We start from the raw sequence: 11,745 nt of genomic DNA on the forward strand, positions 1-11,745 counted from the left end.
CGTCAGCGTCCAGGTGACGATCGTGTCGAGCTTCGAGCCGTATTCCGATTGGTATCAGCACCGCCCTTCCAGGAGTAGCGCAACAGGCGCGGCGGATCGCAATCCAGCACCTCGCAATGCACGACACCGTCCCAGTCGCCCATCGGCTTGGTGTGGAAATTGAAGCGATGGCCAACGGCCGGCACGAAATCGTTCGGCATCAGCCATTTCGCGATCCGATCGCTCGTCGTCAGCGTTCGCCAGATCTTCTCGGCCGCGTAGGGCAGCACCTTCTCGACCGTGATCGCGTGCGTCTCACCCATCACTCACTCTCCTTCAACAGCCGTTCCAGATTTGCGAAGCGCTCGGCCCAGAACGTCTCGTAGTGGCCGAGCCAGTCGATCAGCGGACCGAGCCCCTTCGGCGCGATGCGATAATGGATATGCCGGCCCTCGCGCCGCTCGGCGACCAGCCCGGCATCGCGCAGCGCGCGCAGATGTTGCGACACCGCCGGCTGCGACACCTTTGAACCCTGCACCAGGCCGGTCGCGGCGATCTCGCCTTCCCGCGCAATCCGCTCGAACACTGCCCGCCGCGTCGGGTCCGCGAGGGTCTTCAACACATCGGTCAGCTGCGTGGCGGCGGGCATGAAAATATATAAGCAATTGCTTATATGATTGTCAATACAGTCGCGACGCTGGAACGTCTCGCCTGCTCCGAAAGTTGATCGCTGCGGTCGCATGTTTGCCGGGAAAAGGGTGCGATAATAACGACTGGAATCGCGCGGAGCCGCTCATGATCGCAAAGCTCCTTCTGCAGAATACCTTCTTCGTCATCACCGTGGCCGTGCTGCTGTTTGCCTTCGCAGGTACGCTGCACTGGCCCGGCGCGTGGGTCTATCTGATCGCCTCGGCCGTGATCGGCCCGGCCTGCGGGCTCTGGCTCGCCAAGGTCGATCCCGGGCTGCTGGCCGAGCGCATGCGCCTCACCGCGCGTGAAGGCCAGCCCACCGAGGACAAGCGGTTCATGCTGGTGTTCCTGGTCGTTGCCGTGCTGTGGTTCGTCGCGATGGGGCTCGAGCGGCGCTTTGGCGGCGTCAATGACGGCGTGCCGCTGATCGTGCTCGGCCTTGTGCTGTATCTGGTCTCGACCGTGGCGATCCTGTGGGTGTTCCGCACCAACTCGTTCGCCGCGCCGGTCGTGAAGGTGCAGACCGAGCGCGACCATCACGTCATCTCGACCGGTCCCTACGCGCTGGTCCGCCATCCGATGTATACGAGCGTGATGCTGTTCTTCATCGGCGTGCCGCTGACGCTCGGCTCCTGGTGGGGCCTCGCCTTCGTGCCGGTGTTCTTCGTGATGTTTGCGATCCGCACCCGGATTGAGGAGCGCACGCTGGTGACGGGATTGTCAGGCTACGCCGATTATACGGCACGGGTGCGCTACCGCCTCGTGCCCGGGCTGTGGTGAGGGATCATCATGGCGGAGAAGACCTACACCGGCGGTTGCCATTGCGGACAGGTCCGCTTCGAATGCACCACCGATATGGCCATGGTGACGGCCTGCAACTGCTCGATCTGCACCAAGAAGGGCCTGCACTTCGTGTTCATGCCGCCGTCGAGCTTCCAGCTTCGCGCTGGCGCCGAGAACCTCAAGGAATATCTCTTCAACCGCCATGCGATCCGCCATCAACTTTGCGTCGATTGCGGCGTCGACGTGTTCGCGCGCGGCAAGAAGCCCGACGGCACCGACATCGTGGCGCTGAATGTCAGCTGCATCGATGGCATCGATCTGTCGAAGATCGCGATGACGCCGGTGGATGGGCGGAGCCGGTAGCCTTCCACGCCGTCATTCCGGGGCACGCGGAGCGTGAACCCGGAATCCAGAGATTGTGGCGCGAGATTCCGGGTTCGCTTCGCGCCCCGGAATGACGGCGATCACAAATCCAGCGCCTTGTAGCGCCGGAAAATGCCCTCTTCGTTGAAAGGAATCCGCCGCTCGCTGGCCAGATACGTCTGGATGTTCGGCCGCTCGGCGACGCGATCGCGCAGCGCGATCAGGCGCGGGATATTCTTCTCGAATGCCGCCATCCGCTTCGGAAACGCGTAGCGCAGGCCGTCCACGATCTGGAATAGCGACAGGTCGGCGTAGGTCAGCCGGCGGCCGGTGACGAACGCACCTCGGTTGGCCTGCACGAGATCCTCGAAATAGCCGAGATATTTCGGCACCCGCGAATCCCAGAACTCCTCGGAGCGTTTCTTCGCCGGAGCCTTTTGGTCCTCGTAATACAGCGATGGCCCGAGCGGATGATGGGTATCGTGGATCTCCACCACGAAGTCCGCGATCGTCAGCTGCAGCTGGTGCACCCAGAGCTTTCCGCCCTCCGCCTTCGGCGCCAGGCCGTGGCGCGCGCCGAGATAGAGCAGGATATTGGCGGTCTGCCCGATCGTGAGACTGCCGGCCTTGAGGAACGGCGGCGCGAAGGGCGGCGTGCCCCTCTGTGCTTCCATCATCTTCGTCATGGCACCCATGCCGCCCTTGGCGCGCGCGACATCTGTGTAGCCGGCGCCCGCATCCTCGAGCGCGAGGCGGACATACTCGCCGCGGCCCTGGATCATCGGCCAGTAGTAAAGCTGATAGTGCATGCACTTACCTCCGAAAACTTCGCCGCATCGGTTCGCTTCACCTCGATCGTAGCCACGCCGCGGTCAGATCGTCCATCGCGCACCGCTGCCTGTGCGAACCGCACGGAGGCTGCTAAGGTTCCAACGTCGAATCTTTCGATGAGGGATCATCTTATGGCGGACAGCAAGAAGAAGCGGGGCGCGGCAGACCGCGCTCTGATCGCGTTGAGCGAGTCCTACGAAGTTGCGTACTGGTCCAAGAAGTTCAAGGTCACGCCGGCGAAGCTGAAAGCCGCCGTCAAGAAGGTCGGGCACTCCGCCAAGAAGGTGGAAGCCCATTTCAAGGAGCAGCGCCACAAGGCCGCCGACCGCGCGCGCATCGCGATCGGCGAGCCCTACGAGGTCCGCTACTGGTCGAAGAAGTTCAAGGTGACCCCTGCCCGGCTCAAGACCGCGGTCGCAGCCGTCGGACATTCCTCGAAGAAGGTCGAAGCCTATTTCGCGGCCAAGAAAAAAACCGCGAAGAAAAAGAAGGCTGCGAAGAAGACCGCAAAGAAGACCGTCAAGCGCAGGAAGAGCTGAGCGCGATCGCACTATCCCGTCATTGCGAGGCGCGAGGCGACGAAGCAATCCATCGCTCCGTGCGTACGGCAGGATGGATTGCGTCGGTGCGCTCGCAATGACGAAGCAGATGCGCTCTCTCAGTTCGCCGCGAAGCAGTACAGCAGGCCGTCGCCGCCGGTGCTCTTCAGGTCAGCCTGGGAGCAACCGCCGTCGGGACCGCGCGAGGGATGCGACGTGTTCCAGGATTTTGAGGGCTCGTCGTCGCGCAGGCCCTTGCGGTCGAAATGCCCGAGCATGGCGGCGCCTTGTGTGCTGCTTGTCCAGTTCTTGCAGGTGCGGTCCTCGCCGGCCGCAAATGCCGTACCGTCTGCTTGCGAGCCCGTCAGCACGTCGTGGCGGTTCGGCGTGTCGCCGGCACCGTTGACGACCTCGCCCTTCTCGGACAGCGCGGTCTGCTTGGTGAGATTGTTGCCGGCGCTGTGCAGGTCGGCGACGTCCTTGGCGACCACGACGCCCTTTACATTCTTCCACGGTCCCTTGCCGATACGATCGCGCGCATTCTCCGCTGCCTTGCCGTCGGCCGCCTGGGTCGAGAGATAGGCGCGCCAGGTCTTCGGCGCACCGAAGCCGGCGGCCTGCGCCAGCGTCTGGCAATGATTGTCGGCGCCGGCGAGCCCGCCGAGATTGCCGCCGTTGCCGATGCCGTTGCTGGTCAGGAAGAAGCTGGTGTCGGCGGTCTGCGCCGCCGCCGGCGGCGCCGCCACGACGACGAACGCAAGACAGGCCGGAACCGCGATCTGCGCAACGATCTTCATCTCAATCCTCCCGATGGTTGTTATGGTCCGCTGAGATCAACCCGCAGGCCCTCCGGATATTCCGGCGCCGCGACATGTGAATGAAGGCACAAAACAAAGGCGCCGCGGACGAGGCCGCGGCGCCTTGTATCTGTCATTCTCCGGCAACCGATCAGTTGGTCTGCTGGATCGCCGAAAGCTCCCAATTGTCGCCGCGCTGGCGTACGAAGGTCCAGACCTCAGTGACCTCCTCCGGCTGCGAGCTGCCGCCGACCTGACGGCCGGTGCCGCGCTCGAGCACGGTGTCGACCAGCGAGTAGCGCATCGCGACCGTCGCATACTCGCTGTCGCCTTCGCGCCAGGCTTCCGCCAGATCGCCCTGCAGCAGCTTCACATTGGTCACCTTGTTGGTGACGTTGCGCGCCTTGTTCTCCTCGAGATCCTTCGAGAAGTACGACACCATCTCCGGCGTCGCGAGCGTGTGCAGCTTCGCGATGTCCTCGTTCGACCACGCGGTCTGGATGTCGCCGAGCAGCCGTTCGAACGTCTCATAGTCGCCAGGCGCGATCTCGACCGGCGCATTCGATCCGCCGCCAAGGCCGAAGCCGAAGCCCGAGCGGGCGTTCGCCTGCGGACCGGGGCCGACGTCGGGGCCACCGGCATAGGCGGCCGCCGGCGTGTTGCGGCGCTGCCACCACGACATCGCAAGGCGAACCACGAGCACGATCAGACCGATCTGCAGCAAGAGGCCGAGCATCGACGACAAGCCGCCGAGACCCGAGAACAACCCGCCGCCGAACAGCATGCCGAACAGGCCCGCGCCAAGGAAGCCCGCGGCCAGGCCGCCGAGCAGGCCGCGGCCCATTCCGCCGCGACCAAACAGGCCGCCGGAATTTGCCGCCGCCGGCGAGCCCATGTTCGGGCTACCAGGCTGGCTGAAGGTGCGGTTCATCGGCGCAACCGAGCCCGGCGCCGTGTTGGTCGAGGGCGGCGCGGAGAATGTCCGCGAGCCGCGCGAGCCGCCGCCGCCAACGCGGGCGTCGGCCGCCGAAACGGTCATCATCACGGGCAGCGCCAGTGCCATCGCGACGGCGATCGCCCGAACAATTCCACGCGTGCGTTGCGAGAAATTCATGTTGGTTTCCTCAAAGGATTCCCCGGCATGGGGAAACGCCCCTAAGATGGGCAGGGACGGTTAAAAGTGAAGCGGGAAACGGGAACCGCGGCTGCGGCCCTCGGTCGCGGAGATGTGACACTATGGTCCTTGTGGACGCGACGGCGCGTCCTACCGCGGGATGAGGCCCGGTTTCAACCACAGTTACCGCGGAATTTCGCCTCGCACTTGCGAGAAGTAAAGCCGGTTGCCGCGGCAACCGGCTAGTTCGCCGTCATGGTTTCCTTCACCGCGGCGACCAGCTGCGTCAACGTGAAGGGTTTCGGCAGGAACGCGAACTGCTGGTTCTCCGGCAGGCTCTTCTCGAAGGCGTCCTCGGCATAGCCTGAGACGAAGATGATCTTCAGCTCCGCGTTGCGGCTGCGCATTTCCTTCAGCAGCGTCGGGCCGTCCATCTCCGGCATCACGACGTCGGAGACGACGAGATCGACAGCGCCGTTCTTCTCCTCGAACGCTTCCAGCGCCTCGACGCCGTTCGCCGCCTCGATCACGCTGTAGCCGCGCGAACGCAGGCCGCGCGCATTGAGCGAGCGCAGGCCGTCCTCGTCCTCGACCAGCAGGATGGTGCCCTGCCCGGTCAGATCCGGCTTCGGCTTGGCGGCTTCCGTGGCGGCGGCGGTTTCCTTGGCCGCACCGTTGCCGGCCTGGGCCTCAGGTGCGACCTCCTGCTCCTGGCGATGCCGCGGCAGGTAGATCCGGAACGTGGTGCCGCCGGCCGGCACGGAATCGACATAGACGAAGCCGCCGGTCTGCTTGACGATGCCGTAGACCGTGGACAGGCCGAGGCCGGTGCCCTTGCCGACTTCCTTGGTCGAGAAGAACGGCTCGAAGATCTTGTCGATGATCTCGGCCGGAATGCCGGTGCCGGTGTCGGCGATCTCGATCTTCACATAGTCCGCCGCCGGCATGCCCTTGTTGGCGAGCTGGGCGGCCTCCTCGGTCGGTACATTGGCGGTGCGGATGATGAGCTTGCCGCCGTCGGGCATCGCGTCGCGCGCGTTGACCGCGAGATTGACCACCACCTGCTCGAACTGCGAGACGTCGACCTTCACCGGCCACAGGTCGCGGCCATGCACGAGGTCGAGCTTGACCTTCTCGCCGATCAGCCGGCGCAGCAGCATGGTGAGGTCGCTCAATGCATCGCCGAGATCGAGCACCTGCGGCCGCAGCGTTTGGCGGCGCGAGAATGCAAGCAGCTGCCGCACCAGCGTCGCGGCGCGGGTGGCGTTCTGCTTGATCTGCATGATGTCCTGGAACGACGGGTCGGTCGGCTTGTGCGCGTTCAGCAGGAAGTCGTTGGCCATCATGATGGCCGATAGCACGTTGTTGAAGTCGTGCGCGATGCCGCCGGCGAGCTGGCCGACCATCTCCATCTTCTGCGACTGGTTGATCTGGTTCTCCAGCGCGCGCCGCTCGGTGGTTTCGAGCATGTAGACGATCGCGGTCTCGGCGTCGCGCTCGTCCTTCTCGACGGTGGTGACGAAGAACTGGGCAAAGCGCTCCTTGGGCCCGTCGAGCATCACCTCGACCGGCGCGATGTCGCCCTGGCCCTCGGCCGCCTGGTTGATCGCGGCGATCAGCAGGCCGCGGTCGCGCGGATTGACCGCGCGGAAGATCGACTTGGCGGCGCCGCCGTCGCCGTTCAGGCCCTGCGCCAGCTTGGCATAGCGCGCATTGGCGCCGACCACATTGCCGCCGCGATCGACGGTCGCGATCGCCATCGGCGTATGGTCGAAGAAGCGCATGAAGCGCACCTCGGCGGCGCGCTCCGGATCGGAATGCTCGTCGCGGGCGCGGCTAATCACCAGCGTGCGCGAGGCGCCCGCCGCGCCGTCGGAGCCGAAAGCGAGCTTGTGATAGAGCCGCACCGGCACGGTCTTGCCGCCGCGCATCCGCAGGTCGATGTCGAACACCTCGGTCTTGACCTCGCCCGGCACCGCCGCAATCGAGGTCAACAGCGCCGCGCCGTCGCCCGAGACGATGTCGGTCAGTTTCAGGCCGCCCGAGCCGATCTCGGCCAGATCGTAGTCCAGCCAGTTGGCCAGCGTGGCGTTGACATAGGCGATCTCGCCGGCCGGATTGACCGAGAAGAAGCCGCATGGCGCGTGATCGAGATATTCGATCGCGTGCCGCAGCTCCTGGAACACGTCTTCCTGGCGCTCGCGGTCGCGGGTGACGTCGGCGATCGACCAAACCGCATATTTCGCATCGCGCTTGCCCTCGCCGAGCGGGCGTACCCGCAGGCGCAGCCAGCGGCCCTGGCCGGCCTCGTGGCCGGCGAGGCGGACCTCCTCCTGCTGCCGCTTGCCCTCGCGCGCAGCCTTCAAAAGGCGGAACACGGCCTCGGAGACGTCGGGGTTGCCGATGAAGACGCGCTCGACCGGACGGACCTCCTGCGGCCCGGCCGCGCCGGTCAGCGTGAGATAGGCGGCGTTGGAATAGACCACGTGGCCGCGGGAGTCGGTGACGACGAGCCCTTCCTGGGCCTGGTCGGCGATCCGCGCCATCACCGGATCATCGGTGGCGCGGTCGGAGAAGCGGACGATGCCGGCGGCAAGGGCGAACAGGTTGAACAGCCCGACGGTGGCGAGCAGCGCCAGCACGCCGAGAATATAGGGCTGCGCCTCGGTGCGGCCGATGGTCATCAGCCAGACCGCCACCGCGACGATGCCGGCGGCGATCAGGACGACCAGCAGGATGCTGCCGTTCCGCCGCGCTGGCCCGTGGGCCACGAAAGGCTCGGTCACGGAAGGATCGTTGCTATCGGCGGTCATCTGGAGAGACATGGCTCGTCTGCATCACGAAGGCGACCGGCCGGCCACCTCGCCCCTGAGTGCCTGAATCGGACCCGAAAACGCAAGTCCAACAGGCGGCAATTTCGCAAGTTACGCGCATTTCAAGCGGGTTTTCCGCCCCTTACTGCCGCAGGCCGGACAAGCCGCGCCTCAGCCGCATCACGTAGCCGATGATTTCGGCAACCGCGTGATAGTGCTCGACCGGGATCTCCCGGTCGAGCTCGACCGTCGCATAGAGCGCCCGGGCCAGCGCCACGTTCTCCACGATCGGAATGTCGTGCTCCTTGGCGATCTCCCGGATCTTGAAGGCAAGATTGTCGACGCCCTTGGCGACGCAGATCGGCGCCGACATGCTGCGGTCGTAGGCCAGCGCCACCGAATAGTGGGTCGGGTTGGTGATGATCACCGAGGCCTTCGGAACCTGGGCCATCATGCGCTTCTTGGCGCGCTGGACCCGCAATTGCTTGATCCTGCCCTTGACGTGCGGGTCGCCTTCCGACTGCTTGAACTCCTCCTTCATCTCCTGCAGCGACATCTTGTGACGCTCGTACCAGGTCCGGTACTGGAAGAAGTAATCGGCGATCGCGACCGCAGCGAGGATGGCCACCACCGCCGCCAACAGGTGCACCGTCATGCCGGTGATGGCGGGCAGCAGCTCGGCCGGATCGACCCGCAGGAAGGATTCCATCCGCATCCGGTCGGGCCACAGCACCGCGACCATCACGGCGCCGAGCGCAATCAGCTTGAACAGGCCCTTCAGGAAATTCGCCACCGCCTGCTTGCCGAACAGCCGCTTGAAGCCGGCCGCCGGCGAGATCTTGGAGAATTTCGGCTTCAGCTGCTCACCCGACCACACCAGCTGATGCTGCACCATGTTGCCCGCGATCGCGGCCAGCGCCAGCAACAGGAACGGCACGCCGATCGCGGCGACCACCGCGTAGCCGAGCGACTGTGTCAGCGCCAGCAGGCCGGCGCCGTCGGTGCGGATCATCCATGAATTGGCGATCAGGTTGCGCAGCGGCATCAAGATGCCGCTGCCGATCGAGCCCGAGAAGGTCGACAGCACCAAGGTGCCGCCGGCGATCACGAACCAGGTATTGACCTCCTGGCTCTTGGCAACGTCACCTTTCTCGAGGGCTTCATCGAGACGTTTTTGCGTAGGGTCTTCTGTTTTGTCTTCGGTATCGTCCGCCACTGCTTCTCCCCCTAATTCATCGGAGCGAGCTGGCGCATGACGCCGAGGAAATAGTCGAGATAGGTGTTCATCATCGCGGCGAGCACGACGCCGAAGATCAGGAACCCGACCATGATCGAGAGCGGCACGCCGACGAAATAGACCTGCATCTGCGGCATCAGCCGCGCCAGCACGCCAAGCCCGATGTTGAAGACCAGGCCGAACACCAGGAACGGCGCGGACAGCTGCAGGCCGATCTTGAAGGCGGCGGAGAAGGCCGAGGTCGCAAGCGCGGCGACATCGCCGGTCGGCATGATCTCGCCCGGCGAGAAGATGCGGTAGCTCTCGCTCAGCGCCGCAATGACGAGATAGTGGCTGTCGGTCGCAAACAGCAGCGTGAGGCCGAGGATGGTGAGGAAGTTGCCGATGATCTGGCCCTGCTGCCCCTGGGTCGGATCGACCGCGGTGACGAAGCCGAGGCCGAGCTGCTGCGCGATCACGGAGCCCGCGACGTTGAGCGCCGACAACGTCACTCGCGCGGTCGCGCCGAGCACGATGCCGATGATGAGCTCATGCACCATCAGGACGCCGAGCGAGGAGATCGACGTCAGGTCGACATGATAGGCGTTGCGATGCAGGGGGAGGATGATCAGCGTCAGCAATAGCGCGATCGACAGCTTGACCCGCGCCGGGATGTTGCTCTCGCCGAAACCGGGCAGCAGCATCACCATCGCGCCCACGCGCGCGAAGACCAGCACGAAGATCGCGGCCAGCGCCGGCAGCAGGGAGACATCGATGCGCATGACTGCGGCATTAGTGCATCAACCGCCGATGATTCGCGATGAAATCCGCATCATGTGGCTACTGAGCGAGTCCGCCATGAACGGCAGCGCCAGCAGCAATGTGACGAAGATCGCGAGGATCTTCGGCACGAAAATCAGGGTCTGCTCCTGGATCTGCGTCAGCGCCTGGAACAGCGACACCACGACGCCGACCACGAGGCCGACCACCATCAGGGGCGACGACACCACCACGATGGTCCAGATCGCATCGCGCGCCACGTCGAGGGTTTCGGGGCCGGTCATTGTTGAGTTCTCGCTGTCAGTTGTTTGCACCGTCGTTCCGGGGTCGATGCAACGCATCGAACCGGGAACCTCGAGATCTTTGATGTGCAATTGCACATCTGAGGCTCGATGCTGCGCATCGCCCGGGATGACGTCGCAAGCGACGTCAGATCGGCATCTTCATGATGTCTTCATAGGCCTGGATCACGCGGTCGCGCACCGAGACCAGCGTCGATACCGCAACGTCGGTGTCGGCGACCGCCGTCACCACATCCATCACGTTCGCCTTGCCCGAGGTCATCGCCATGGTCTGCGCGTCGGACTTCTTGCCCGCCTCCAGGACACTGCCGACGGAGTCCTTCAGCAGCGCGCTGAAGGATGGGCCGGCGACGGCCTGCCCGGCCTTCTCGGCGCCGCCGCGCTCCATCATCTTGGCGAGGTTGGCGTAGGCGTTGGCGGCGACTGTCGGTGAAGCCATGATTTACGTTCCCTGTTCTTGTTGCGTCAGGACTTGAGGATGTCGAGCGTGCGCTGGATCATCCGCCGCGTCGCGCTGATGATGTTGAGGTTGGCCTCGTAGGAGCGCTGGGCGTCGCGCATGTCGGTCATTTCGACCATCGCATTGACGTTCGGATATTTGACGTTGCCCGAGGCGTCCGCCGCCGGATTGCCCGGCTCGTGCTTGACCCGGAACGAAGACTGGTCGGGGCGGATCCGGCCCAGCGCCACGACCTGAGCGTCGAGCGTGCGATCGAGCGTGGAGGAGAAGGTCGGCACCTTGCGGCGGTAAGGGTCGCCGCCCGCGGTCTGCGCCGTCGAATCGGCATTGGCGATATTTTCCGAGATCACCCGCATGCGCCCCGCCTGCGCCCGCAGGCCTGAGGTTGCGATGCTCATCGAGCGGGCGAAATCGCTTGTTCCATCTGCCATGGGATCCTCCTGCCGCCGTCAGGCGGGCTAACCCTTGCTCTAGCCCTTGCCGATCGCAGTCTTCAGCAGATGCAGGCTGCGGCTGTAGAGCGAGGTGACGGCCGCATAGTCCATCTGGTTGGCCGACACTTTCAGCATCTGCTCCTCGAGATTGACCGCGTTGCCGGCCGGACGGGTCTGGAACCCGCTCTTGCCGCGATCGTTGTCGAAGCTGTCGGGCGCGCCGGACGCCGCCATGTGGGTAGCGCTGGTCTGCATCATCGGCAGCGTCCCCACGCCGCCGCCAACCGTGGCGCCGGCCCGGTCGAACTTCGGCTCGACCAGGTCGCGCGGCCGGAAGTTCGGCGTGTCGGAATTGGAAATGTTCTCGGCGAGCACCCGCTGGCGCTCCTGGTGCCACTGCATCTTGGTGCGCAACGCCGACAGGATCGGGAGATCGTTCATGGCCATCGCCGCGGCTCCGTTAACCTCTGGGCTCTTCCGAGGTAGGCAGAATTTGCCCGGTGTATGGTTAACGGGTGGTTAAAATGCCGGACGGATCCGTGGAGAACGCCGCAACTGCGGCCTGCGAGCGCATTTTCGCCACGAATGCTGCGTTAACCAGCACAAACCAAGACAGCGTGGGGCGCTGAGAAGTCGTTTTGGGA

General features: G+C 64.7%; 15 protein-coding genes. 3 read left to right on the plus strand and 12 right to left on the minus strand.

The annotated features are described in order from the left end of the window. Window positions 1-2: 2 nt before the first annotated feature. Both ACVMIH_RS14125 and ACVMIH_RS14130 read right to left on the minus strand, forming a co-directional pair. Window positions 3-302, minus strand: a complete 300-nt coding sequence (locus tag ACVMIH_RS14125; protein ID WP_456862249.1) for an SRPBCC family protein — start codon at window positions 300-302, stop codon at window positions 3-5. Continuing rightward, entirely contained in the window at window positions 302-628 is a 327-nt protein-coding gene (locus ACVMIH_RS14130; RefSeq protein WP_028339820.1) for an ArsR/SmtB family transcription factor, read from the minus strand. Before ACVMIH_RS14130 ends, ACVMIH_RS14125 begins: the two co-directional genes overlap by 1 nt. 146 nt (window positions 629-774) lie before the next feature. Between ACVMIH_RS14130 and ACVMIH_RS14135 the strand changes: the two genes are divergently transcribed. Both ACVMIH_RS14135 and ACVMIH_RS14140 read left to right on the plus strand, forming a co-directional pair. Then, window positions 775-1,449: a methyltransferase family protein gene (locus tag ACVMIH_RS14135; protein ID WP_456785354.1), complete on the plus strand. Its 675-nt coding sequence runs from the start codon at window positions 775-777 to the stop codon at window positions 1,447-1,449. A 9-nt stretch (window positions 1,450-1,458) separates the two neighbouring features. Then, window positions 1,459-1,815 carry a GFA family protein gene (locus ACVMIH_RS14140; protein WP_057018339.1) on the plus strand — a complete coding sequence of 119 codons (357 nt, stop codon included), beginning with the start codon at window positions 1,459-1,461 and terminating at the stop codon, window positions 1,813-1,815. A 101-nt stretch (window positions 1,816-1,916) separates the two neighbouring features. Here the strand turns inward: ACVMIH_RS14140 and ACVMIH_RS14145 are convergent, their stop codons facing one another. After that, window positions 1,917-2,624 carry a glutathione S-transferase gene (locus ACVMIH_RS14145; RefSeq protein ID WP_456862251.1) on the minus strand — a complete coding sequence of 236 codons (708 nt, stop codon included), beginning with the start codon at window positions 2,622-2,624 and terminating at the stop codon, window positions 1,917-1,919. A 153-nt stretch (window positions 2,625-2,777) separates the two neighbouring features. Between ACVMIH_RS14145 and ACVMIH_RS14150 the strand changes: the two genes are divergently transcribed. Further along, on the plus strand, window positions 2,778-3,185 hold the full coding sequence (locus tag ACVMIH_RS14150) for a DUF3606 domain-containing protein (RefSeq protein ID WP_456862252.1): 408 nt from the start codon (window positions 2,778-2,780) through the stop codon (window positions 3,183-3,185). Between the two features lie 119 nt (window positions 3,186-3,304). On the opposite strand, the gene ACVMIH_RS14155 is transcribed toward ACVMIH_RS14150, so the two are convergent. The 9 genes from ACVMIH_RS14155 to flgB all read right to left on the minus strand — a co-directional run bounded on the left by ACVMIH_RS14155 (window position 3,305) and on the right by flgB (window position 11,548). Then, window positions 3,305-3,982 (minus strand): hypothetical protein, encoded by a 678-nt coding sequence (locus ACVMIH_RS14155; protein WP_018272461.1) that lies wholly within the window; start codon window positions 3,980-3,982, stop codon window positions 3,305-3,307. Window positions 3,983-4,133: 151 nt separating this feature from the next. After that, on the minus strand, window positions 4,134-5,096 hold the full coding sequence (locus tag ACVMIH_RS14160; RefSeq protein WP_456862254.1) for a Tim44 domain-containing protein: 963 nt from the start codon (window positions 5,094-5,096) through the stop codon (window positions 4,134-4,136). A 242-nt stretch (window positions 5,097-5,338) separates the two neighbouring features. Further along, complete coding sequence (gene cckA, locus ACVMIH_RS14165; protein ID WP_456866483.1) at window positions 5,339-7,909, minus strand: cell cycle histidine kinase CckA; 2,571 nt, start codon at window positions 7,907-7,909, stop codon at window positions 5,339-5,341. Between the two features lie 142 nt (window positions 7,910-8,051). Next, entirely contained in the window at window positions 8,052-9,125 is a 1,074-nt protein-coding gene (gene flhB / locus ACVMIH_RS14170) for a flagellar biosynthesis protein FlhB (RefSeq protein ID WP_057018335.1), read from the minus strand. 11 nt (window positions 9,126-9,136) lie between these two features. After that, a complete protein-coding gene (gene fliR, locus ACVMIH_RS14175; RefSeq protein ID WP_016844767.1) occupies window positions 9,137-9,907 on the minus strand; it encodes a flagellar biosynthetic protein FliR in 771 nt (256 codons plus the stop codon). Window positions 9,908-9,925: 18 nt separating this feature from the next. Beyond that, a complete protein-coding gene (gene fliQ, locus ACVMIH_RS14180; protein ID WP_016844766.1) occupies window positions 9,926-10,189 on the minus strand; it encodes a flagellar biosynthesis protein FliQ in 264 nt (87 codons plus the stop codon). A 145-nt stretch (window positions 10,190-10,334) separates the two neighbouring features. After that, complete coding sequence (gene fliE / locus ACVMIH_RS14185; protein WP_057018333.1) at window positions 10,335-10,646, minus strand: flagellar hook-basal body complex protein FliE; 312 nt, start codon at window positions 10,644-10,646, stop codon at window positions 10,335-10,337. Between the two features lie 26 nt (window positions 10,647-10,672). Then, the gene (gene flgC, locus ACVMIH_RS14190; RefSeq protein ID WP_018272466.1) at window positions 10,673-11,098 is read right to left on the minus strand and encodes a flagellar basal body rod protein FlgC; all 426 of its coding nucleotides are present in this window, start codon (window positions 11,096-11,098) and stop codon (window positions 10,673-10,675) included. A 39-nt stretch (window positions 11,099-11,137) separates the two neighbouring features. Next, entirely contained in the window at window positions 11,138-11,548 is a 411-nt protein-coding gene (flgB, locus tag ACVMIH_RS14195) for a flagellar basal body rod protein FlgB (RefSeq protein ID WP_028337153.1), read from the minus strand. Between the last annotated feature and the right edge of the window lie 197 nt (window positions 11,549-11,745).

Source organism: Bradyrhizobium sp. USDA 4503, from assembly GCF_054055815.1.

Excerpts from the sequence above, each read along its gene's own strand:
- ACVMIH_RS14140 (WP_057018339.1), top strand. The coding sequence starts at position 1,459 with ATGGCGGAGAAGACCTACACCGGCGGTTGCCATTGCGGACAGGTCCGC.
- cckA (WP_456866483.1), bottom strand. The coding sequence starts at position 7,909 with ATGACCGCCGATAGCAACGATCCTTCCGTGACCGAGCCTTTCGTGGCC.
- ACVMIH_RS14160 (WP_456862254.1), bottom strand. The coding sequence starts at position 5,096 with ATGAATTTCTCGCAACGCACGCGTGGAATTGTTCGGGCGATCGCCGTC.
- flgB (WP_028337153.1), bottom strand. The coding sequence starts at position 11,548 with ATGGCCATGAACGATCTCCCGATCCTGTCGGCGTTGCGCACCAAGATG.
- ACVMIH_RS14130 (WP_028339820.1), bottom strand. The coding sequence starts at position 628 with ATGCCCGCCGCCACGCAGCTGACCGATGTGTTGAAGACCCTCGCGGAC.
- flgC (WP_018272466.1), bottom strand. The coding sequence starts at position 11,098 with ATGGCAGATGGAACAAGCGATTTCGCCCGCTCGATGAGCATCGCAACC.
- fliR (WP_016844767.1), bottom strand. The coding sequence starts at position 9,907 with ATGCGCATCGATGTCTCCCTGCTGCCGGCGCTGGCCGCGATCTTCGTG.
- ACVMIH_RS14145 (WP_456862251.1), bottom strand. The coding sequence starts at position 2,624 with ATGCACTATCAGCTTTACTACTGGCCGATGATCCAGGGCCGCGGCGAG.
- fliE (WP_057018333.1), bottom strand. The coding sequence starts at position 10,646 with ATGGCTTCACCGACAGTCGCCGCCAACGCCTACGCCAACCTCGCCAAG.
- ACVMIH_RS14155 (WP_018272461.1), bottom strand. The coding sequence starts at position 3,982 with ATGAAGATCGTTGCGCAGATCGCGGTTCCGGCCTGTCTTGCGTTCGTC.
- fliQ (WP_016844766.1), bottom strand. The coding sequence starts at position 10,189 with ATGACCGGCCCCGAAACCCTCGACGTGGCGCGCGATGCGATCTGGACC.
- ACVMIH_RS14150 (WP_456862252.1), top strand. The coding sequence starts at position 2,778 with ATGGCGGACAGCAAGAAGAAGCGGGGCGCGGCAGACCGCGCTCTGATC.
- ACVMIH_RS14125 (WP_456862249.1), bottom strand. The coding sequence starts at position 302 with ATGGGTGAGACGCACGCGATCACGGTCGAGAAGGTGCTGCCCTACGCG.
- ACVMIH_RS14135 (WP_456785354.1), top strand. The coding sequence starts at position 775 with ATGATCGCAAAGCTCCTTCTGCAGAATACCTTCTTCGTCATCACCGTG.